This is a genomic window from Achromobacter mucicolens (assembly GCF_902859725.1).
Classification (GTDB): domain Bacteria; phylum Pseudomonadota; class Gammaproteobacteria; order Burkholderiales; family Burkholderiaceae_B; genus Achromobacter; species Achromobacter mucicolens.
In genome coordinates, this window is sequence record NZ_CADIJP010000013.1 from 1 (window position 1) to 20,414 (window position 20,414).

The window sequence follows — 20,414 nt, forward strand, 5'->3', positions numbered from 1 at the left end:
AGCCGCCCGGCGCGGGCCGGCCCGCCGGCCAGATGCGTGACGCGCAGCAAGCGCAGGCCGCCCCGTCCCCCCGTCCCGCCGCCGCGCCCGCGCAGCAGGCGTGCGCCACCTGCGGCGTGGTCGAGACCATTCGCCAGGTGCAGGTGCCCGCCAAGGATGACAGCAACCATCTGGTCGGCACCATCGCGGGCGGCGTGGCCGGTGGCGTTGTGGGTAATCAGTTTGGTGGAGGCAACGGCAAGACCGCGCTGACGGTGCTGGGCGCGGTCGGCGGCGCTTTGGCAGGCCGTGAAGTTGAGCGTAATATCAGACAGCAACAAACAGTGACGCACTATGAGCTCACGGTCCGCATGAATGACGGCAGCAAGCGCCAGTTCCGCAGCGCGCAGCCGTTCTCGTTTGCCTCCGGCGACCACGTGCGCGTGGAGAACAATCAATTGCTGCCCGGTTGATCCCGGCCGACGGCGGCAAGCATCCGACTATGGAGAGATCTGGAATGAGCGACCAATTCAACAACCCGTTCGTCCTGCCCGGCATGGGCCAGAATTCCGATCTCTCGGGTAATCCGCTTCTGGCCAGCATGGAGATGATGCGCCAGGCGTGGGCGGGCCTGACTGGCCCCGGCGGCCTTGCCAGCAGCCTGCCCATGGCGCCGCCCATGAATCTCGAAGACCTGGACCGCCGCATCGCCGAACTGCGCTCGGTGGAAAACTGGCTGCGCATGAACCTGAGCATGCTCTCCAGCACCATCCAGGGCATGGAGGTGCAACGCTCCACCATCAGCACCCTGCGCGCCTTCGTGGACAGCGCCTCGCGCATGGACATGGGAGCAAGCCCCGACGCCGGCGCGCCGTCGCCGCTGGAAGTCGCGCTGGGCTTGAAGCCCGCGCCCAAGGCTGCGGCGTCCGCGCCGTCCGGCCATGCCGCGGCGGCAGATGAAAAGGAAAGCGCTGGTGCACAATCCGGCGCCAAGGCGCCAGGCGAAGACGCCTCTGGCGGGCCGGATGCGGCAGCCGCCATGAGCGAGCAGATGGGCGCCGCGGCGCAGTCGGCCTCCAAGGCCTGGTGGGAGCTGCTGCAGCAGCAGTTCAATCAGATCGCGGCCGCCACCGCGGCCTCCATGCCCGCCGGCGCATCGGGCACGGCCAGCGCCAAGTCCGAACCTTCGCATCCCAAGGCGTCGGCCGAGCCGCAGTCCAAGCCCGGCAAACCCGCGGCCAAGCCCGCCGCCACCGCACGCAAGCCGGCCGCCGCCAAGAAAGCGGCCAAGCCAGCGGCCAAGACAGCCAAGAAAAACGGGCCTGCCGACGGCAAGCCCTGACCCCATCCTTCAATCGACACGCGGAGCCGCCGCCAGGCCGCCCGCCCGTCTCTCAACCTACTGGAACTTATGCTTAATGTAGTGATTCTTGCCGCCGGACTGGGTAAACGCATGCAGTCCGACCTTCCCAAAGTGCTGCACACGCTGGCCGGCAAACCCATGCTGGCGCATGTGCTGGACAGCGCACGCCAACTGAATCCCGCGCGCATCGTCGTGGTGGTCGGCCATGGCGCCGATCGCGTCAAGCAGGCATTCGAAGGCCAGCCGGATCTGCACTTCGTGCTGCAGCAGCCGCAGCAGGGCACGGGTCACGCCGTGCAGCAGGCCGTGCCGCAACTGCTGGAAGGCGACGGCAAGGACGACGTGACGCTGGTGCTGTACGGCGACGTGCCGCTGGTGCCGCCGGAAACGCTCAAGCGCCTTCTGGACGCGCGCGGCCAGGGCGCCGCCGTGCTGACCGAAGTGCTGGCCGATTCCACCGGTTATGGCCGCATCGTGCGCGACGCCAAGGGCAGCGTGTGCCGCATCGTCGAACACAAGGACGCCTCGCAAGCCGAGCGCGAGATTAAGGAAGTGAATACCGGCATCCTCACCGCGCCCACCGCGAAGCTGAAGAACTGGCTCACCCGCATCGACAACAACAACGCCCAGGGCGAGTACTACCTGACCGACGTGGTCGGGCTGGCCGTGGTTGACGAGATTCCCGTGGGCGCGGCCCAGCCGGGCGCCGCCTGGGAAACGCTGGGCGTGAACAGCCGCGTGCAGCAGGCCGAACTGGAGCGCCGCTGGCAAGCCGAGCAGGCCCGCCGCCAGCTTGAAGCGGGCGTCACCCTGGCCGACCCGGCGCGCTTTGACGTGCGCGGCACGCTCACTTGCGGCCGCGATGTCTTCATTGACGTGGGCTGCGTCTTCGAAGGCCAGGTGTCCCTGGCTGACGGCGTGCGCGTGGGCCCGCACTGCGTGCTGCGCGACGTCAGCGTTGGCGCGGGTACGCACATCGAGGCCTTCAGCCATCTGCAGCAGGCCGAAGTCGGCCGCGATGCGCGCGTGGGCCCCTATGCCCGCCTGCGTCCCGGCGCTGAACTGGGCGACCGCAGCCACGTCGGCAACTTCGTCGAGATCAAGAAGAGCGTGCTGGGCGCGGACAGCAAGGCCAACCACCTTGCGTACATCGGCGACGCGGACATCGGCGCGCGCGTGAACGTGGGCGCGGGCACCATCACCTGCAACTACGACGGCGTGAACAAGCACCGCACCGTCATCGAAGACGACGCCTTCATCGGCTCGGACACGCAGCTCGTCGCGCCGGTGCGCGTGGGCCGTGGCGCGACGCTGGGCGCCGGCACCACCCTTACGCGTGACGCGCCGGCCGACAAGCTGACCGTGTCGCGTCCCAAGCAGGTCACCGTTGACGGATGGCAGCGCCCGGTAAAGAAGTCGTGACGCAGGATCAGGAAGCGGCCGCGGGGGGTGGGGCCAGGCCCTCGCACCCCGACGGCCTGCCGGCGCCGCGCCGGTACTGGGCGGCGGCCACCGTGATGACGGGCATCAGCCTGTCGGTGCTGGACACCACCATCGCCAACGTGGCGCTGCCCACGATCGCCAAGGATCTGAACGCCCTGCCCGCGCAGGCAGTCTGGATCGTCAACGCCTACAACCTTGCCGTCGTGATGGCGCTCTTGCCGCTGTCCGCGCTGGCCGAGCGCATCGGCTTTCGCCGCATGTTCACGTTCGGGCTGGTGCTGTTCACGCTGGCCTCGCTGGGCTGCGCGCTTGCTGGCACGTTGTGGCAATTGACCGCCGCGCGCGTGTTCCAGGGGCTGGGGGCGGCCACGCTCATGTGCATGTTCGGCGGCCTGGTGCGCAACATCTATCCGCTCAAGATGCTGGGCCGGGGCATCAGCATCAATGCCACCACGGTGGCGGTCATGTCGGTGCTCGGGCCCACCATTGGTTCGGCCATCCTGTCCGTGGCGCCGTGGCCGTGGATCTTCGCCGTCAACCTGCCGATCTGCGCGCTTGCCATGTTTGGCCTGCGCCATCTGCCGGAAGTGCCGCGCAACGATGTGAAGCTGGACTGGATCAGCGCGCTGCTCTGCATGGCGACGCTGGGCGTCTTCATTTCAGGCGTGGACATGATGGGCGAGGACCTGCTGCGGGGCATCGGCCTGGTCGCGATCTCGACGGTGGCCGGGCTGGTGCTGGTGCGCCGCGCCAGCCAGCAGACCGCGCCGCTGGTGCCAGTGGACTTGCTGCGCATCCGCCCGCTGGCGTTTGCCGTGGGCGCATCGGCCTGCACCTTCGCCGCGCAGATGGCGTCCTATGTGTCGCTGCCGTTCTACTTCCAGCAGGTGCTGGGCCGGCCCTATCTGGAAGTGGGCATGCTGATGGGCGCATGGCCCGTCGGCACGGCCATCATCGCGCCGCTGGCCGGACGCCTGTCGGACCGCTACTCCGCCGCTACGCTCAGCGGCATTGGCGCGGCGACGATGGTCGCGGGCATGCTGTGGCTGGCGCTCCTGCCATCCACGGTGTCAAACTGGCCCGTCATCGCCGGCATGTTCGTGGCGGGCGTGGGCTTCGGCTTTTTCCAGACGCCCAACAACCGCGCGCTGCTGTCTGCAGCGCCCCGGATGCGCAGCGGCGCGGCGGGCGGCCTGCAGGCCACGACCCGGGTGTTTGGCCAGAGCTTTGGCACCGCGCTGGTGGCCATCGCGTTCAGCGTCAGCGCGGCCCACGGGCCGGGGCTGGCCCTGGTGCTGGGCACGGTGTGCGCGGCGCTGGCCGTGGTGGTCAACACCGTCCGCTTCAACAAGCTGCGGGCCTAGCGGCGGCAGCGGTTCAACACCCCTCGAACCCCGCCCGGACCCCCGGGTGCGGGCCGCTTCTATAATGGCGGCCGGCGCCCGGTTTCACTTTCCGGGCGCGAAGATTCCCTATTTTGAAGGCGCACAGGCATGAAAATCACGGTCGTGGGTACCGGTTACGTAGGATTGGTGTCGGGAGCGTGCCTGGCGGACATGGGCAACGATGTCATGTGCCTGGACGTGGATGCGGCCAAGATCGCGCTGCTGCGCCAGGGCGGCATTCCCATTTACGAGCCGGGCCTTGAAGACCTGGTGCGCCGTAACGTGCAGGCCGGGCGCCTGCATTTCACCGATGACATCGCGCAAAGCGTCGCGTTCGGCGACGTCCAGTTCATCGCTGTGGGCACCCCGCCCGGCGAAGACGGTTCCGCCGATCTCAAGTACGTGCTGGCCGCCGCGCAGAACATCGCGCGCCACATGACCTCGCGCAAGCTGATCGTGGACAAGTCCACGGTGCCCGTCGGCACGGCCGACAAGGTGCGCGCCGTGGTCGCCAAGGAACTGGCCGAGCGCGGCGTCGACATCCCGTTCACGGTGGCGTCCAATCCGGAATTCCTGAAGGAAGGCGCGGCCATCAACGACTTCATGAGTCCGGACCGCGTGATCGTCGGCGCGGACGATGACTACACGATCGGCGTCATGCGCCGCATCTATGAACCCTTCCAGCGCACCCACGACCGCCTGATGGTGATGGACGTGCGCTCGGCCGAACTGACCAAGTACGCCGCCAACGCCATGCTGGCCACACGCATTTCGTTCATGAACGAAATGGCGAACCTGGCCGAAGTGCTGGGCGCCGACGTCGAACAGGTGCGCCGCGGCATTGGCGCGGACCCGCGCATCGGCTATCACTTCCTGTACCCGGGCGCGGGCTATGGCGGCTCGTGCTTTCCGAAGGACGTGCAGGCGCTGGTCAACACCGCGTCCGAACACGGCCTGCCGATGCGCGTCATCGAGGCTGCCGAGGCCGCGAACCACGCGCAGAAGTTCCGCCTGGCTGAAAAGCTGGTGGCGCGCTTTGGCGAAGACCTGCGCGGACGCAAGATCGCCTTGTGGGGCTTGTCCTTCAAGCCCAACACCGACGACATGCGCGAAGCGCCCAGCCTGACGGCCATCGCCGAACTCACGCGCCGCGGCGCCGAGGTGCGCGCCTATGATCCGGTGGCCATGCACGAGGCCGGCCGCGTGCTGGCCGGCCATCAAGGCGTCAGCTTCGCCTCCGACATGTACGACGCGCTGGACGGCGCGGACGCGCTGCTCATCGCCACCGAATGGAAGGTCTTTCGCGCGCCCGACTTCGATCGCGTCAAGGCGCTGCTCAAGACGCCGCTCATCATCGACGGCCGCAATCTCTACACGCCGGCCGACGTGCGCAGCCTGGGCTTCGAGTATTCGGGCATCGGCCGCGCATGAAGATCCTGCAACTGAACTTCGAAAAGGGCTGGCGTGGCGGCGAGCGCCAGACGCTGTACTGCATGCGCGCCTTTCGCAAGGCGGGCCATGACGTCGAAGTGATGTGCCGCGAAGGCGCGCCGCTGGCCGAGCGCGCCCGCCAGGAAGGATTCGTCGCCCACACCGTGCGCAACGTGCCCGGACAGCTGGCCTTTCTGGCCGGCGCCGGCCGCTACGACATCATCCACGCACAGACCGCCAACACCATCACCTGGGCCGTGCTGACCAAATGGCTGCACCGCCGGCCCGTGGCGTTCTCGCGCCGCACGTCGTTCGTGGTCAAGCCGGGCGACGAATGGAAGACCGGCTACAAGTGGCGCCACGCCGATCTCTTCGTGGCCATCAGCGAGATGGCCGCCAGCGAGCCGCGCCGCCTGGGCATCGAACCCGTCATCATCCGCAGCGCGGTCGAGCCTCATCAGATCAACGCCGAGAACGTCGCCAACCTGGTGCGCGAGTTCGATCTGGAAGGCAAGAAGGTCATGGCGACCTCTGCCGCGCTCATTCGGGACAAGGACCCGGTCACGCTGGTGCGCGCCGTCGGCGAACTAGCCAAGACGCGGCGTGATTTTGTCTTCCTGCATTTCGGCGCCGGCGGCGACCGCGAACAGCAGGCCAAGGACGAAGCCGGCAAGCTCGGCATCGAAGACGTCTACCGCTTTGCCGGCTTTCGCAAGGGCGTGGAAGACTTCTACAGCATCCTCGACGTGTTCGTCATGAGCTCCGAGGAAGAAGCGCTGGGAAGCAGCGTGCTGGACGCCTTTCTGCAGCGCGTGCCGGTGGTGTCCACCGACGCCGGCGGCCTGAAGGAAAGCCTTGCCGACGGCCGCGGCGTGCTATGCGCCGTGGGGGATCATCAGGCGATGGCGGCGGGCATGGCGCGTTGCCTGGATGATGCGGCGTTTCGGCACGAGGTCACCGAACGTGCTTATGAGTACGTGCGCAATGAACACGACGTGCAGAAGATGGGGAACCGGTATCTGGCGCAGTTCGAGCGGCTGGTGGGGCGCAGGTAGGCAGCGTCGGCTGCCGCTGTCGAACCCTCACCCCCGCACATCGATCCGCGTCTCGAACTTGGCCCGATGCACCGAAAAAAACGTGCGCACATTGCGCACGTTGGCTTGTGCAGTGAAGGCGCGATGCACCAGCGCGTGGTAGGCCGGCATGTCCTTTACCTGCGCGATCACCACGAAATCCGGGCCGGGCGACACCCGATAGCACTGCAGCACCGCGGGTTCGGTCACCATGCTTTGCTCGAAGGCGTCCAGGCTTTCGGCGGCCTGCACGTCCAGCGTGATCTCCACGATTGCCGTCAGCGTGCTGCCCAGCTTCTCAGCCGACAGGATCGCCACCTGGCGGTCGATCACCCCTTCTTCCAGCAATCGCCTTACCCGCCTCAGACAGGTCGGCGGCGACGCGTGCACCCGCGCGGCCAGATCCTGGTTGGTCAGCGAGCTGTCTTCTTGTAACTGTTCAAGAATGCGCCGGTCCAGATCATCGAGTTCGGGCAGGGAAATCGGGGTGTTTTGCATGATTAATTCAAATCTGTCGATCAGACGAAAGATAATTTAATCACATTTGTGTAAGGGAATTAACTGCCAAATAAGTGAACATAAAGAAATCAAATTTCTTTATGACTCGCGCACAATGCGTCGGTACTGAACTTACCCGGAGTCACTCCTATGTGCGGCATTGTTGGCGCCGTCGCCCAGCGCGACATCACCCCGATCCTCGTTGAAGGCCTGAAGCGCCTGGAATACCGCGGCTACGACTCCTGCGGTGTCGCCGTCTACGCCGACGGCCATCTGCGCCGCACGCGCAGCACGCAGCGCGTCGCCGAACTGGCCGATCAGGTTGCGCAGGACAAGGTTCAAGGCTTCACGGGCATCGCCCACACCCGCTGGGCCACGCACGGCGTTCCCGCCACGCACAACGCCCACCCGCACTTTTCGCATCTGGGCAACGACGAGCCGCGCATCGCGCTCGTGCACAACGGCATCATCGAAAACCACGACGAACTGCGCGCCGAGCTGCAGGCCGTCGGCTACGTCTTCGAAAGCCAGACTGACACCGAAGTCATCGCGCACCTGGTGAACCACCTGTACGCGGGCGACCTCTTTGAAGCCGTGCAGAACGCCGTGCGCCGTTTGCATGGCGCATACGCCATCGCCGTGTTCTGCCGTGACGAACCGCACCGTGTCGTCGGTGCGCGCCAGGGCTCGCCGCTGGTGGTGGGCGTGGGCCAGAACGAGAACTTCCTGGCGTCCGACGCGCTGGCGCTGGCCGGCACGACCGACCAGATCATCTACCTGGAAGACGGCGACGTCGTCGACCTGCAACTGTCGCGCGTCTGGATTGTGGACGCCGCCGGCAAGAACGTCGACCGCGAAGTGCACACCGTGCACGTGCACACGGGCGCCGCCGAACTGGGCCCGTACCGCCACTACATGCAGAAGGAAATCTTCGAGCAGCCGCGCGCGGTCGGCGACACCCTGCAAGATATCGAATCCATCACGCCCGAACTCTTCGGCGACGACGCCTACAAGATCTTCAAGGAAGTCGATTCCCTGCTGATCCTGGCCTGCGGCACCAGCTACTACGCGGGCCTGACCGCCAAGTACTGGATCGAATCGATCGCCAAGATCCCGGTCGCCGTCGAAATCGCCAGCGAATACCGCTACCGCGACAGCGTGCCGAACCCGCGCTCGCTGGTCGTGACGATCTCGCAGTCCGGCGAGACCGCCGACACGCTGGCCGCGCTGAAGCACGCGCGCTCGCTGGGCATGGAAAACACGCTGACCATCTGCAACGTGTCCACCAGCGCGATGGTGCGCGAGTGCAAGCTGTCGTACATCACGCGCGCCGGCGTTGAAATCGGCGTGGCTTCGACCAAGGCCTTCACTACCCAGCTCACCGCGCTGTTCCTCCTGACGTTGGCGCTGGCGCAAACGCGCGGCAAGCTCACGGAAGAGCAGGAAGCCGAGCACCTGAAGGCGCTGCGCCACCTGCCGTCCGCCATCGGCTCGGTGCTGGCGCTGGAGCCCCAGATCATGGCGTGGGCCGACCGCTTTGCCTCGAAGGAAAATGCCCTGTTCCTGGGCCGCGGCATGCACTACCCGATCGCCCTGGAAGGCGCGCTCAAGCTCAAGGAAATCAGCTACATCCACGCCGAAGCCTACCCGGCGGGTGAACTGAAGCACGGCCCGCTGGCGCTGGTCACCGAGCACATGCCGGTCGTCACCATCGCACCCAAGGACGAGCTGCTGGAAAAGCTGAAGTCCAACATGCAGGAAGTGCGCGCGCGCGGCGGCGAGCTGTATGTGTTTGCCGACGCCGACAGCAAGATCCAGAGCGCCGAAGGCATGCACGTGATCCGCATGCCGGAACACTACGGCAAGCTGTCGCCGATTCTGCATACGGTGCCGCTGCAACTGCTGTCGTATCACACGGCATGCGCGCGCGGTACGGATGTGGATAAGCCGCGGAATCTGGCAAAGAGCGTGACGGTGGAGTGACGCGGTAGCGGATTTATTCCGTTCTTGCGTTTCGCTTTTTACATGTGCAAGGGCCGCGCGAGCGGCCCTTGTTCACGACAAATGCGCGTGATTGAAAGCTTGGCGTGCGCCAGCTGTTGCACGACCGCGCGCTTGGCAGCGTTATAAGGCGAAATCGGGAGCGTAGGCCAAGCCGATACGGACTGGACGCTCCGGCTCACCATTCTTGCGGTCGTTCAGAGGCCGAGTTCCGACAGGCCAGGATGATCGTCGGGCCGGCGGCCGAGCGGCCAATGGAATTTTCGCTCCGATTCCTTGATCGGCATGTCGTTGATGCAGGCGTAGCGGCGGTGCATCAATCCATCAGGCATGAACTCCCAGTTCTCGTTGCCGTACGAGCGGAACCAGTTGCCCGCGTCGTCGTGCCACTCGTAGGCGTAACGCACGGCGATCCGGTTGCCATCGTGTGCCCAGAGCTCCTTGATGAGCCGGTAGTCGAGTTCCTTCTTCCACTTCCGATCCAGAAAGCCCTGGGCTTCTGCCCGGTTGTTGGCGAATTCGGCGCGATTGCGCCATTTGGTATCCAGCGTATAGGCCAGCGCGACTTTCGCGGCATCGCGCGTGTTCCAACCATCTTCGGCGAGCCGTACCTTCTGAATGGCGGTTTCCTTGGTGAACGGCGGCAGCGGGGGGCGAGTTTCCATGATTGCTCCTGGGCAGAATAGAGTAGAACGATCTGTCTACATACGCAGATTAATGCAAGTGGAACGACCTGTCTACTACTGATTGCAGGGGGTGGACCGATCTGTCTACAATGCGGCATGACACGCAACACTCCTCCCGTCGATACGCTCTCGCCCCGTGAACGCATCCTGCATGCGGCCCATGCCTTGTTTTACGGCCAGGGCATCCGCGCCACCGGGGTCGACAAGATCATCGAAGCCGCCGCTGTCACCAAGGTGACGTTCTATCGGCACTATCCGAGCAAGGAATTGCTGGTGATGGCCTATCTTGAGTTCCGCCACGAACGCTGGATGCGGTGGTTTCGAGAGAGTCTGGCGTCCAACCTGGCGGCCGGCGCCTCGCAGATCGACTCGCTGGCGCTCACGCTGCGCGACTGGTTCGATAGCGAGGAATTCCGCGGTTGCGCCTTCTTGAACGCCGCGGCCGAGTTCGGCTCCACGCATCCCGAGATACTGAAGGTCGTGCGCGAGCACAAGCACGACGTCGCGAGATGTCTGGACGAGATCTTCGAAAGCCCTGGCCATTCCCTGGGCGGCCCCCTCACGGTCGCCATCGACGGCGCCATCGTGCACGCCCAGATGGGCGAATCCACCGAACGCGCCATCGATGCCATGCGGAGTCTCTCGCACTGCGTTCTGGATGACTGACGCCGGCAAAGGCGTATGTGGGTTGCCGCGAATGGCTTTCTCATTCCAGGAGGCCTAAATCAAGGCGGCGTTCGGATTCATGGGCACTTCAGACGTCAAGTCCGCGCGTGCGGAAAACATGTCGCGCGGCACGGAGGCGAGCGCCAAGTCCATGGCCTGCGCGCGCGAGGAGATCGACAACATCGTCCGGCTTGCGCTTACCGTCTGAGGCGGACGAGATGATATTCATCGTCAAGTTGACCTATACGGTGCCCAAGGAAAACCTGGGCGTTCACCTTGATCGCATAGACAGTGGCTATTCGATGGCATCGCATCGCAGCAGATTATTGCCGCGGGATCGGCGGAAGATGGCATGGGGGCTTCGTCATTGCTCATTGCGCGGATCGGGATGCCTTGTCACGCCTGCTGGCTGGAGATGCGTTCCTGGTAACCGGCGTCGCCACAGCGTCCGTGGAAGCGTTCACCCCTCAGTTGTATTCGCGCTCCTGGCCCGAACATTGGCGATAGCCAGAGACGGGCGGCCTTGCATTCGATCAGCGCAGGAAGGCGTTCTGTCACGCCCTCCTGGTTGGATAGGCGGGATTCAGGTGCATGCCGGCCGTGTCTGCATTGCGAAGCGGGCGCAATAGCCGCGTCCCGCTCGCAATGTCTGATCTCAAAAGGGGCTGCGTGCGCGGCGGTTTCAGCGGTTAAGCAAGCGTCCACCGTCCAGAACGATTTCCGACCCGACTGTCCACTGCGACTCATCGGAAGCGAGATAAAGGACGGCCTTGGCGACCTCCTTGGCGGTGCCGAACCGGCCAAGCGGAATGGTCGCGGCAATCTCTTTGTTGACCTGCTCTCGGTAGGCGGCGGGAATGCCAAGCTTGTCGTAGAGGGGCGTCTCCACGGGTCCTGGGCTCACCGCGTTGACCCGGATGCCGCGTGCCAGCAGTTCGGTGGATAGCGTTTTCGACATGTTCAGGAACGCGGCTTTTGTGGCGGCGTACACGGACGAGCGGTCCGACCCGGCATGCGCGCTTACCGACGTGGTGAGCACGACCGAGGCGGGGTTTGCGAGCACCGGCAGCAGGGCCTGCATCAGAAAGTACGGCCCCTTGACGTTGATGTCGAACGAACGATCGAACATCTCTTCCGACCATTCCTCGATCGGCAACCAGACTGAAACCCCGGCGTTCAGAAAAGCCACGTCGAGTTGGCCATAGTGGTCCTTGACGGCCTGTGCCAGTTCCTTCTGGGCGGCGACGCTGGCCGAGTCCGCGCGCAGCACCGGCACGTCCGATCCGAGCTCGGCCTGCGCCCTGGTGATCGAATCGGGGTTGACGCCTGTGACGATGACGCGAGCGCCTTCGGCCAGGAACTGCTTGGCCGTTTCCAGGCCAATACCACTGGTGCCGCCCGTGATGAGCGTACGTTTACCGTGCAAGCGCGACATACCTTTCTCCTTGAATATTGACCACAACCGGTCCACAAGAAGCAATGTAGGTTCATGCCGAATTTTCGATAAGATGGCTGTTTTGAATACGGTTCATGCAATAAAAGCATGAATCGCAGGATGGACGTATGGATCGCTTTCTATTGATGAACTGCTTTGCACGCGCAGTGGAGACGGGAAGCTTCTCTGCTGCCGGACGCGATCTCGGTCTGGGCCAACCCAATGTGAGCCGATATGTGGCGGCGTTGGAAGATCACCTGCAGGCAAGGCTGCTTCACCGCTCCACACGCAAGCTGTCTCTTACGCCGGAAGGAGAACGCTACTACGCCGACATTCGGCGAATCCTGGATGCGGTGGACGAATCCGAATCCTCGTTCCGGAGTGGCACGGAGCCTTCAGGACTTTTACGCGTCGCGTGCCCGACCGCGCTCGGCCATGCTTTCGTCATGCCCCACGTGCCGGCATTCCTTCAGCGGTATCCGGGGCTGACGTTGGATCTGCAACTCAATGATCGTTATGTGGATCTTGTCGATGAAGGGAGCGAACTGGCTATCCGGATCGGACACCTGCAAGACAGCGCGTTGCGCGCCAGACCCATAGGCTCGTACGAACGCGTCTTCGTGGCCAGCGAGGACTATCTGGCCAGACGCGGCGTTCCGGAAACGCCAGACGACCTGCGCAATCACGACTGCGTGATTTACACGCTGCTATCGTCCGGCGCGACGTGGCGACTGCGCGACGTGGACATTCCCGTATCTGGCAGGATAAAAGTGAATTCTCCATCCGCGGCCAGCGCGGCGGCCGTTGGAGGTCTTGGGATTGCGCACGGTCCGGCTTGGCTGTTCGAGGACGGGCTCAAGAACGGACGCCTTCGACGCATTCTTACCGCGCACGTTCCACCCTCTGTTCCTGTACAGATCGTCTATGTGGCGAGCAGGTTGCTGCCGACTCGTGCGATCGTGTTCATGGATTTCATTGCGGAAGTGTTTTCACAAATTCCCGCATTTAACTCCCCGGCTTCACCCTAGATGAGGTGCTTGGGGGCATCAGCGCAGATATAGCCTTGCCAACCCCGCCATGCATTCAGTCACCGCGGCAGCATGGCAAGGCGCGATGGCGGGGAGCTTTGCGCAGCAGTCGATGGTTGTTTGAGAGCACGGATTCCATTCGTTCCGATGCGTCGTCGCCTTCGAAAGGTTGGCGTAGATTCAACTTGGGAAGCGATGAATTTCAACACCTATTTGCGGCCGAACAGGCGGCTGAGGAGGCCACGCGGCGCGGCCGCGGCCTGTTCGGCAGCCAGCGCATTCTGCATCGACAGCTCCTGGAACTGAGGCTTGCCGTTCTGTTGGTACGAGGCGGCCGCTTGGCGGAATGCCAGCGCCGATTCAGCATGGCGCTTCATGTGGCCGTAGGTTTCCCCGCGTGAGAACAGCGCCCAGCTTCGGTAGTCGGGATCCAGCGCAATAAGGCGGTCGCAGGCGGCAAGCGCTTCCTCGTATCGGTTGGCGGCGATCAGGGCATTGACGCGTTCGGCGTGCAGGGGGCCGCTCTCGGGCCAGTGCGCCATCGCCTGGTCCGCGTCGGCCACGGCCTCGGATGCGCGCCCCAGGTGGGTCAGGGCCTCGATGCGTGCGCGGCGCCACTTCAGCCAGTCGGGATCCAGCGAGATCGCGACCTCGGACAAGGGCAAGGCCTCTTCGTGGCGCTCCAGCCTGTTCAGCATGTCGGCGGCGTTGCCGGGCAGGAAGTCGTTGTCGGGCGCGAGTTCGTAGCCGCGAAGGTAATAGGTCAGCGCTGCTTCCCAGCGGCGCTGGTCGCGCTGCGCATTGCCGGCGATGAACAGCAGCTGGGCGTCACCGCTGGACAGCGGGTCCAGGCCCAGCAACGCCGCTTCCGCCAACTCAGGGTCGCCGCTGCGCACATACTCGCGGGCTTGCTCCTTGCGGCCTTCCCAGCCGCTGTCCGAGAGTGCGTCCAGGCGCCGCCATAGCGGCGCCGCCTCGTCAGCCCGGCCCAGGCGGTGCAGGGAGCGCGCCTTGCCCTCGAGGGGCCAGTCCCAGTCGGGTTCGCGGCGCAGCAGGCTGGTCCATTCCTCCACCGCGTCTTCATGGCGTCCGAGCGCCTGGAGGCACGAGGCGCGATTGTGCTGGATAGCGTTCTTCTCGCCCAGGATGGCGCGGGCGCGGTCGAACATCGCGATGGCGTTGTTCAGGTCACCCAGACGGCGGTAGTTGTTGCCGGCGTCGTAGAGAAAGCCACCGTTGTTGGGCGCCAGCGCGACGGCGCGCTGATGGTAGGGCAGCGCGTCCTGGTAGCGGCCTGCGTTGTGCAGGTTCGATCCGATATAGCAATGCGGCGCCGCGGCAAATGGGCGCAGTTGCGAGGCGCGGGTCCAGCTTGCAATGGCGTCGTCCAGTCGACCGTCGTTGATCAACAGGTAGCCCTCGGCCAGCAGCAATCCGAAGTGCGACGGCGCGCGTGTCTTGGCCTCGCGCAGCATGTGCCAAGCGTGCTGCTGTTGGCCCGCATCGTAGAGCGCAGTGACTCGCAAGCGAATGGCGTCGCTGCAGTGCGGATCCAGCGCCAACGCGCGGTCCAGGTCTGAGTCACGCTGTGCGTTCGCGCCGCGCTGGTCGTGGTAGCGGGCGCGCAATGCCCACATGACGGCGAGATCTGGCTGTTCGCGCAGTCCTTGCTCGCACAAGGCAAGCATTTGGGCAAGGTCGCCGCCGTCATCAGCGCGGTGGATGGATTCGATCAGGCTGGACATGCGCAGGGTTCTCTACTCGGAAGGTTGGATTAGCGCGCCAGGGCGCCGGCGTCGTGACGGCAACGGTAGGGGCGGTCTTCGCGCGGGATGTCGTCGCTGCCGCACTGCCAACGGCGCACGCCGCCGCCTTTCTTTTCGGATCTCAGCTCGGGCAGATAGATCAGGTGCTTGCCGCCCAGCGACGGTGAGTCCGCCGTGCCCGGATCGCCCGCGATGGTAAAGCGCAGCACCCCGTTGACGGGATTCATCTCAAGGTTGCTGAAGCCGCTGGTTCGCAGCGATTCAAGCGTCACGCCGAGCGCGGCGATGTCGGGCGCAAACGTTTTGGTGCGCTGGTAGTGACTTTCCGCGAGCAGGCGCACGGGATCCGACACGAGATCCAGGTGTATGACGTTGGCGCGCAGCGGATTGTCTCCGTCATCCTTCTCCAGGGCGACTACTGCGATCACCATGCCGGCCAGGACCAGCCCCCCCATGCCGAACACGATGAACAGCATGCGGCCCGCGCCTGTGACAGCGCGAACCCGAGCCAGCGCGGGCAGCACGGCCCGCGGATTGGCCTGGCTAGATACCACGTGAGTGCCGGCGAGGGCGTTGTGCATGGCGCGCTCGCCAAAAATAGACTGCTGTATATGGTGGAAGATGCCGGGTAATACCACATTCAGCGAGTACTTCAGGGTATGCCGCCAGATCGAGCGCGGCAGTCCAGGCGAGCAGCCCTTGCGCGTCACCACTCGCTGCTTCAAGAGACGCTTGCCGGGCGAACCATTGCCCCAGGCGTCCATGAAGGCGGGCAGCAACAAGCCCAGTAGCCCGCCAGCCATTGCCAGCAGCACGGGTGCGTCTGCGCCCGTCAGGCCTTGGTAGGTGTAAGAAGCGGCCATGGACAAGCCGACCGTCCCCGCCGCCATGACGACGACGTCGAACGCCGTGGCGGCCAGCCGGGCCCAGATGCTGGGAAAGACGGGGGCGTCGCCGCGTGGGCTGGAGCGCTGGGCGGTCGCCTCTTGGGAAGTGATCGGCAGGGGGGCTTTGCAGCTGAAGCACAGCTTGTTGGCGGCCGGATTCTGCCAGTTGCAGCGAGGGCATTGCATGGGATCGGAGGCTGGTGTGCTGAAGCCGGTCTGAGCGGCAGGACTGCGGATGATACCCATGCGGCCCCGATTCTGGTGGCGCTATCGGCCATACAACGTGATCTGGCGGGCGCGCCCCTTCGGAATGATTTTTCCGTAATTGACCATCGTTCCAAAAAAAGAACGCTGAAGCCAAAAATCGCCATCTACCGACAGATTGTCCTGCCGAATATAGTTCTGGTCATGGCAGCGACGCGCTGCAAGCAACACCCCAAACCTACCTCTCCAAGGACACTGACATGACCCACACCACCGCCAAGCTCGAAGTGCTGACCCCCGAAAACAGCCAGATCATCTTCATCGATCACCAGCCGCAAATGGCCTTCGGCGTGCAGTCGATCGACCGCCAGACGCTGAAGAACAACGTCGTGGGGCTGGCCAAGGGGGCCAAGGCGTTCGACATTCCGACCATCATCACCACCGTCGAGACCGAATCGTTCTCCGGCTACACCTATCCGGAATTGCTCGATGTCTTCCCGGAAAAGAAAGTGCTGGAACGCACCTCGATGAACTCCTGGGATGATCAGAAGGTGCGCGATCAGCTGGCCGCCAATGGCCGCAAGAAGGTGATCGTGGCCGGTCTCTGGACCGAAGTGTGCAACACCACCTTCGCCCTGAGCGCGATGCTGGAAGGCGAGTACGAGATCTACATGGTGTCCGACGCTTCCGGCGGCACGTCCAAGGAAGCGCACGACATGGCCATGCAACGCATGATCCAGGCCGGCGTTGTGCCGGTCACCTGGCAGCAGGTGCTGCTGGAGTGGCAGCGTGACTGGGCCCGCCGTGACTCGTATGATGCCGTGATGGAAATCGTCAAGGAACACTCGGGCGCGTACGGCATGGGCGTGGATTACGCCTACACGATGGTGCACAAGGCCGGTCAGCGCACGCAGACCGCACACGAGGCGATCGCGCCCGTCGCGGCGCCGGTTACCGCTCGCTGAATCCCAGGCCCGCGGCCAATGCCGCGGGCTTTTTTTTCCATACCGCCTGGCAGCCCGGAGCCTTCCATGACGACCGCCGACACCCGCCCCGCCGACGCCTCGCCGTCCTCGCCTTTCGCCTACTCCGCCTTCTCCGTGATCTGGATCGCCACCGTGCTGTCCAACATTGGCACCTGGATGCACGACGTGGGCGCCGGTTGGCTCATGACGTCGTTGTCGCCGTCGCCGATGTTTGTGGCGCTGGTGCAGACGGCGGGCGCGCTGCCGGTTTTTCTGCTGTCGCTCCTGGCCGGTGCGCTCGCCGACACCATGGACCGCCGCAAGCTGCTGCTGATGGTGCAGATCGCGATGGGCGTCATTGCGCTGGCGCTGGGGCTGGTGGTGTGGTTTGGCCTGACGACGCCGTGGGTGCTGCTGGGCTTCACGTTGCTGATGGGCATTGGCACGGCGCTGTCGGCGCCGGCCTGGCAGGCCATCGTCCCCAGCCTGGTGCCGCGTCCGTCGCTGCAGCAGGCCATCGCCACCAACAGCGTGGGTATCAACGTCAGCCGCGCCATTGGTCCGGCGCTGGCCGGCGTGCTGATCACCAGCATCGGCGTGGCCATTCCGTTCTTCGTCAATGCGGTCAGCTTCATCGTGGTCGTGGCCGCGCTGATCTGGTGGAAGCCGCCCGCCGCCGCCGAGAAGCGCCTGCCCCGCGAGCAGCTGTTTCATGCCATGCGTGCCGGCGTGCGCTTTGCGCTGCACAGCAAGCCGCTCAAGTCCACGCTGGTCCGCGCCGTCGCGTTCTTCCTGTTTGCCAGCGCCTATTGGGCGTTGCTGCCGGTGATCGTGCGTCAGGTGCTGCAGGGCGGCGCCTTGCTCTACGGCATCATTCTGGGCTGCGTCGGCGCCGGAGCGGTGATAGGCGCGATGGTGCTGCCGCCGCTGCGCAAGAAGCTGGGGCCTGACCGCAGCGTCATGGCCGGCACGCTGGGAACCGCGTTCACGCTGGTGGTGTTTGCGGTGGTGCCGCATCCCGTGGTGGCCGGTGCGTTCAGCTTCCTGGCGGGCGCCTCGTGGATCATGGTGCTGACTTCGCTCAACGTCTCGGCGCAGGTTGCCCTGCCGGACTGGGTGCGTGCTCGTGGCCTGGCGATCTTCGTGACGGTGTTCTTTGGCTCGATGACCGCCGGCAGCATGATCTGGGGTCAGACGGCGGTGCGTGCCGGTGTGCCCGCCGCGCTGCTGATCGCCGCCGCCGGTTCGGTGATTGCGATGCTGCTGACCCGCAAGGCCAAATTGCAGCTGGGCGCGGACCTGGATCTTGCGCCGTCGATGCATTGGCCCGAGCCCCTGATCGATCAAGAGGTGTCGCATGATCGCGGCCCGGTGATGATCACCGTGGAATACCTGATCGACCCGGCGCGCAGCGCCGACTTCGTGCAGGCCATGCAGCACGTCGGCGCGGAGCGCCGCCGCGATGGGGCCTACGCCTGGGGGATCTTCGAAGACGCCGCCCAACCCGGCCGCTACCAGGAGTACTTCCTGGTGACCTCGTGGCTCGAGCACCTGCGCCAGCATGAGCGTGTGACCCACGCCGACGCGGACCAGCAGGCCGAAGTGCGCGGTTTCCACATCGGCGACGCGCCGCCGAAGGTGTCCCACTTCGTGGCGCCGCAGCTGTCTTAATTGTCTCGTTATCGGATGCGGCTCACGCGAGCCGCATTCTTTCGTGCTTGGATGCAGCCCTGGGCTTCATCCGTCTTTGCGTGGGACGGACAGGCAGTTCCGCGCTGATCCGCTCAACGTTCCGGCGCCAGCGCCTTGAGACTTTCAAGGCGTTCCAGCTCTTTTTTCTCCCGCTCCTTTCTGGCGCCTTCGCGATGAGACTTGATGGCGAGGAACATGCACACGCCCAAAATGGCGAGCTTGAACGTACCGAAGACGACGGGGATCCAGAAATTCATCATTGCCTCAAAACGCTGCCTTCAGCAGCTTCGTGGACTCCCCGGCGATGCCCAACAAGGCCAGGAGCGCGCAGAGCGAGCGCTATAATCCATACAAGTTCGCAAATTCTACCGCGAAAATCCATACAAGAAGTTGAATCGTCCGGCCCCGACTGCATTCCCTCTCGCCGGAAGCGGCACAAAACCCATACATAAAGAAAAGCCATGGCTCTCTCGCGTCGCCTGAAAAAAGCCAACACGTCGTGGGTGCGGCCCCTGACCGCGGGCTCGGGCTCCCGGTACCAGCAGATCGCCACGCAAATCGAGACAGCGGTGGAGGACGGTGTCCTTCGGCCCGGCGACCGGCTGCCCCCGCAGCGCGAACTGGCCCAGACCTTGGGTGTCGACCTGACGACCGTCACGCGCGCGTACACGGAAGTGCGCCAGAAGGGGATCCTGGAAGCGCAGGGCGCCGGCGGGACGTATGTGTCCTATTCGGGATTGGAGGCGGGCGGGACGATCGATCTGGGCATGAACATCCCGCCATTGCTTGGCAGTGCAGCGTTTGCAGACCTGCTTGCGCAAGGCAGCGTCGCCACCCAGGCAGCCGCAAGCGCAACGGATCTGATGAGTTACCACGTGGGCGCCGGCGCCAACCGGCATCGTGCGGTAGCCGCGACGTGGCTGCAGCCGATGACGGGCGACACGGATATCGAGCGGATCGTGGTCTGCCCGGGCGCGCAAACCGCGATCGCGGCGCTGCTGCTGTCCAAGAGCCAATCGGGCGACGCCATTGCGTGCGATGCATTGACTTACCCGGGCTTTCTGGCCGCGGCCCGCCTGCTCCAGCGTTCGGCCGTTGGCGTGAAGTCAGATGAATTCGGCATGGACCCCGCCGACCTCGAACGCGTGTGCGAACGACATCGTCCCGCCATGCTGTATTTGAATCCGACGATTCAGAACCCGACCGCGATCACGCTGTCCACGGAACGTCGAACGGCATTGCTGCGTGTCGCGGCGAAACATGCGCTGCCGGTCATTGAAGATGATCCGTACTGGCTGTTGGCCGACCATGCGCCAAGCACGATGTTTTCTCTGGCGGCCAACACGTCTGCGGCGCCGGTGTACTACGTGTCGACGCTGTCCAAATGCATCGCGCCCGGCCTTCGAACTGCTTACCTTGTCGTGCCTTCCGGCGAGCCGTTGAGCCCTGTGCTGGATGCCCTGCGTTCGCTGGCGCTGATGCCCACGCCCTGGATGACGGAGATGGCGACGACGTTGATCGAGTCGGGCGCTGCCGTTCAATGGCTGGCGCAGGTCAGGAGCGAGCTGCAGCATCGCCAAGCCGTCGCGGCGTCGATCCTGCCGGGCAAGATTGATGCCGACCCGAATGGGCTGCACCTCTGGCTTGAATTGCCGCGTCATATCGACTGCTACCGGCTCAAGCAGACGGCGCTGGCGCAAGGGGTGAGCGTTACTGATTCGGCGTCATTTTCCACGGGGGCATCCAGCCCCTTGGCGCTTCGGGTGTCGTTGGGGGGAGCGATTGACCGGACGCGTTTGACGCACGGTCTGACCCGGTTGGCGGAGCTGCTCAAGGGCGATACTGCGAGGCGGGATTCTCCCGTTTGATTTGCATGCGTGCCGGGTCTCGCGCGTCGACATCGAATTGCCGG

At 64.7% G+C, this 20,414-nt stretch carries 19 protein-coding genes; 13 read left to right on the top strand and 6 right to left on the bottom strand.

The annotated features are described in order from the left end of the window. The 6 genes from HV786_RS17310 to HV786_RS17335 all read left to right on the top strand — a co-directional run. Window positions 1-452 (top strand): outer membrane lipoprotein (locus tag HV786_RS17310; RefSeq protein WP_175211358.1); only part of this gene is annotated, 452 nt, incomplete at its 5' end. Window positions 453-496: 44 nt separating this feature from the next. Continuing rightward, a complete protein-coding gene (locus HV786_RS17315) occupies window positions 497-1,321 on the top strand; it encodes a PhaM family polyhydroxyalkanoate granule multifunctional regulatory protein (protein ID WP_175211360.1) in 825 nt (274 codons plus the stop codon). A gap of 69 nt (window positions 1,322-1,390) precedes the next feature. After that, window positions 1,391-2,764, top strand: a complete 1,374-nt coding sequence (glmU, locus tag HV786_RS17320; RefSeq protein ID WP_128829757.1) for a bifunctional UDP-N-acetylglucosamine diphosphorylase/glucosamine-1-phosphate N-acetyltransferase GlmU — start codon at window positions 1,391-1,393, stop codon at window positions 2,762-2,764. Then, window positions 2,761-4,149: an MFS transporter gene (locus HV786_RS17325; protein WP_254599489.1), complete on the top strand. Its 1,389-nt coding sequence runs from the start codon at window positions 2,761-2,763 to the stop codon at window positions 4,147-4,149. Before glmU ends, HV786_RS17325 begins: the two co-directional genes overlap by 4 nt. Window positions 4,150-4,278: 129 nt before the next feature. Beyond that, on the top strand, window positions 4,279-5,601 hold the full coding sequence (locus HV786_RS17330; RefSeq protein ID WP_128829758.1) for a UDP-glucose dehydrogenase family protein: 1,323 nt from the start codon (window positions 4,279-4,281) through the stop codon (window positions 5,599-5,601). After that, window positions 5,598-6,656: a glycosyltransferase family 4 protein gene (locus tag HV786_RS17335; protein ID WP_128829759.1), complete on the top strand. Its 1,059-nt coding sequence runs from the start codon at window positions 5,598-5,600 to the stop codon at window positions 6,654-6,656. The genes HV786_RS17330 and HV786_RS17335 overlap by 4 nt, the downstream gene beginning before the upstream one ends. Before the next feature lie 27 nt (window positions 6,657-6,683). On the opposite strand, the gene HV786_RS17340 is transcribed toward HV786_RS17335, so the two are convergent. Further along, window positions 6,684-7,172, bottom strand: a complete 489-nt coding sequence (locus HV786_RS17340) for an Lrp/AsnC family transcriptional regulator (protein WP_128829760.1) — start codon at window positions 7,170-7,172, stop codon at window positions 6,684-6,686. Between the two features lie 150 nt (window positions 7,173-7,322). Between HV786_RS17340 and glmS the strand changes: the two genes are divergently transcribed. Beyond that, window positions 7,323-9,155 carry a glutamine--fructose-6-phosphate transaminase (isomerizing) gene (gene glmS / locus HV786_RS17345; RefSeq protein WP_056320281.1) on the top strand — a complete coding sequence of 611 codons (1,833 nt, stop codon included), beginning with the start codon at window positions 7,323-7,325 and terminating at the stop codon, window positions 9,153-9,155. 215 nt (window positions 9,156-9,370) lie between these two features. Here glmS and HV786_RS17350 read toward each other — a convergent pair whose 3' ends face one another. Further along, complete coding sequence (locus tag HV786_RS17350) at window positions 9,371-9,838, bottom strand: nuclear transport factor 2 family protein (RefSeq protein WP_128829761.1); 468 nt, start codon at window positions 9,836-9,838, stop codon at window positions 9,371-9,373. Between the two features lie 117 nt (window positions 9,839-9,955). On the opposite strand from HV786_RS17350, the gene HV786_RS17355 reads away from it, so the two are divergent. Both HV786_RS17355 and HV786_RS27470 read left to right on the top strand, forming a co-directional pair. Beyond that, window positions 9,956-10,525, top strand: coding sequence for a TetR/AcrR family transcriptional regulator (locus HV786_RS17355; RefSeq protein ID WP_128829762.1), 570 nt, complete (start codon window positions 9,956-9,958; stop codon window positions 10,523-10,525). A 79-nt stretch (window positions 10,526-10,604) separates the two neighbouring features. Beyond that, entirely contained in the window at window positions 10,605-10,733 is a 129-nt protein-coding gene (locus HV786_RS27470; RefSeq protein WP_256387897.1) for a hypothetical protein, read from the top strand. A 474-nt stretch (window positions 10,734-11,207) separates the two neighbouring features. Here HV786_RS27470 and HV786_RS17360 read toward each other — a convergent pair whose 3' ends face one another. Further along, on the bottom strand, window positions 11,208-11,960 hold the full coding sequence (locus HV786_RS17360; RefSeq protein WP_128829763.1) for an SDR family oxidoreductase: 753 nt from the start codon (window positions 11,958-11,960) through the stop codon (window positions 11,208-11,210). A gap of 128 nt (window positions 11,961-12,088) precedes the next feature. Between HV786_RS17360 and HV786_RS17365 the strand changes: the two genes are divergently transcribed. Beyond that, the gene (locus HV786_RS17365) at window positions 12,089-12,988 is read left to right on the top strand and encodes a LysR family transcriptional regulator (protein ID WP_128829764.1); all 900 of its coding nucleotides are present in this window, start codon (window positions 12,089-12,091) and stop codon (window positions 12,986-12,988) included. 209 nt (window positions 12,989-13,197) lie between these two features. Here the strand turns inward: HV786_RS17365 and HV786_RS17370 are convergent, their stop codons facing one another. Beyond that, on the bottom strand, window positions 13,198-14,733 hold the full coding sequence (locus HV786_RS17370) for a tetratricopeptide repeat protein (protein WP_128829765.1): 1,536 nt from the start codon (window positions 14,731-14,733) through the stop codon (window positions 13,198-13,200). Between the two features lie 29 nt (window positions 14,734-14,762). Then, window positions 14,763-15,827, bottom strand: a complete 1,065-nt coding sequence (locus tag HV786_RS17375; RefSeq protein ID WP_128829766.1) for an RDD family protein — start codon at window positions 15,825-15,827, stop codon at window positions 14,763-14,765. A gap of 278 nt (window positions 15,828-16,105) precedes the next feature. Here HV786_RS17375 and HV786_RS17380 point away from each other — a divergent pair, with 278 nt between their 5' ends. Further along, complete coding sequence (locus tag HV786_RS17380) at window positions 16,106-16,810, top strand: hydrolase (protein ID WP_056320255.1); 705 nt, start codon at window positions 16,106-16,108, stop codon at window positions 16,808-16,810. Between the two features lie 66 nt (window positions 16,811-16,876). Beyond that, window positions 16,877-18,481 (top strand): MFS transporter, encoded by a 1,605-nt coding sequence (locus tag HV786_RS17385; protein ID WP_128829767.1) that lies wholly within the window; start codon window positions 16,877-16,879, stop codon window positions 18,479-18,481. A gap of 113 nt (window positions 18,482-18,594) precedes the next feature. Here the strand turns inward: HV786_RS17385 and HV786_RS17390 are convergent, their stop codons facing one another. Further along, window positions 18,595-18,759: a hypothetical protein gene (locus tag HV786_RS17390; RefSeq protein ID WP_172802189.1), complete on the bottom strand. Its 165-nt coding sequence runs from the start codon at window positions 18,757-18,759 to the stop codon at window positions 18,595-18,597. Between the two features lie 204 nt (window positions 18,760-18,963). Between HV786_RS17390 and HV786_RS17395 the strand changes: the two genes are divergently transcribed. Then, window positions 18,964-20,370, top strand: coding sequence for an aminotransferase-like domain-containing protein (locus HV786_RS17395; RefSeq protein ID WP_128829768.1), 1,407 nt, complete (start codon window positions 18,964-18,966; stop codon window positions 20,368-20,370). Window positions 20,371-20,414: the final 44 nt, after the last annotated feature.

What these genes read in the sequence shown, in the direction of transcription:
- HV786_RS17315 (WP_175211360.1), top strand. Translation starts at nt 497, where the DNA reads ATGAGCGACCAATTCAACAACCCGTTCGTCCTGCCCGGCATGGGCCAG.
- glmU (WP_128829757.1), top strand. Translation starts at nt 1,391, where the DNA reads ATGCTTAATGTAGTGATTCTTGCCGCCGGACTGGGTAAACGCATGCAG.
- HV786_RS17330 (WP_128829758.1), top strand. Translation starts at nt 4,279, where the DNA reads ATGAAAATCACGGTCGTGGGTACCGGTTACGTAGGATTGGTGTCGGGA.
- HV786_RS17335 (WP_128829759.1), top strand. Translation starts at nt 5,598, where the DNA reads ATGAAGATCCTGCAACTGAACTTCGAAAAGGGCTGGCGTGGCGGCGAG.
- HV786_RS17340 (WP_128829760.1), bottom strand. Translation starts at nt 7,172, where the DNA reads ATGCAAAACACCCCGATTTCCCTGCCCGAACTCGATGATCTGGACCGG.
- glmS (WP_056320281.1), top strand. Translation starts at nt 7,323, where the DNA reads ATGTGCGGCATTGTTGGCGCCGTCGCCCAGCGCGACATCACCCCGATC.
- HV786_RS17350 (WP_128829761.1), bottom strand. Translation starts at nt 9,838, where the DNA reads ATGGAAACTCGCCCCCCGCTGCCGCCGTTCACCAAGGAAACCGCCATT.
- HV786_RS17355 (WP_128829762.1), top strand. Translation starts at nt 9,956, where the DNA reads ATGACACGCAACACTCCTCCCGTCGATACGCTCTCGCCCCGTGAACGC.
- HV786_RS27470 (WP_256387897.1), top strand. Translation starts at nt 10,605, where the DNA reads ATGGGCACTTCAGACGTCAAGTCCGCGCGTGCGGAAAACATGTCGCGC.
- HV786_RS17360 (WP_128829763.1), bottom strand. Translation starts at nt 11,960, where the DNA reads ATGTCGCGCTTGCACGGTAAACGTACGCTCATCACGGGCGGCACCAGT.
- HV786_RS17365 (WP_128829764.1), top strand. Translation starts at nt 12,089, where the DNA reads ATGGATCGCTTTCTATTGATGAACTGCTTTGCACGCGCAGTGGAGACG.
- HV786_RS17370 (WP_128829765.1), bottom strand. Translation starts at nt 14,733, where the DNA reads ATGTCCAGCCTGATCGAATCCATCCACCGCGCTGATGACGGCGGCGAC.
- HV786_RS17375 (WP_128829766.1), bottom strand. Translation starts at nt 15,827, where the DNA reads ATGCAATGCCCTCGCTGCAACTGGCAGAATCCGGCCGCCAACAAGCTG.
- HV786_RS17380 (WP_056320255.1), top strand. Translation starts at nt 16,106, where the DNA reads ATGACCCACACCACCGCCAAGCTCGAAGTGCTGACCCCCGAAAACAGC.
- HV786_RS17385 (WP_128829767.1), top strand. Translation starts at nt 16,877, where the DNA reads ATGACGACCGCCGACACCCGCCCCGCCGACGCCTCGCCGTCCTCGCCT.
- HV786_RS17390 (WP_172802189.1), bottom strand. Translation starts at nt 18,759, where the DNA reads ATGAATTTCTGGATCCCCGTCGTCTTCGGTACGTTCAAGCTCGCCATT.
- HV786_RS17395 (WP_128829768.1), top strand. Translation starts at nt 18,964, where the DNA reads ATGGCTCTCTCGCGTCGCCTGAAAAAAGCCAACACGTCGTGGGTGCGG.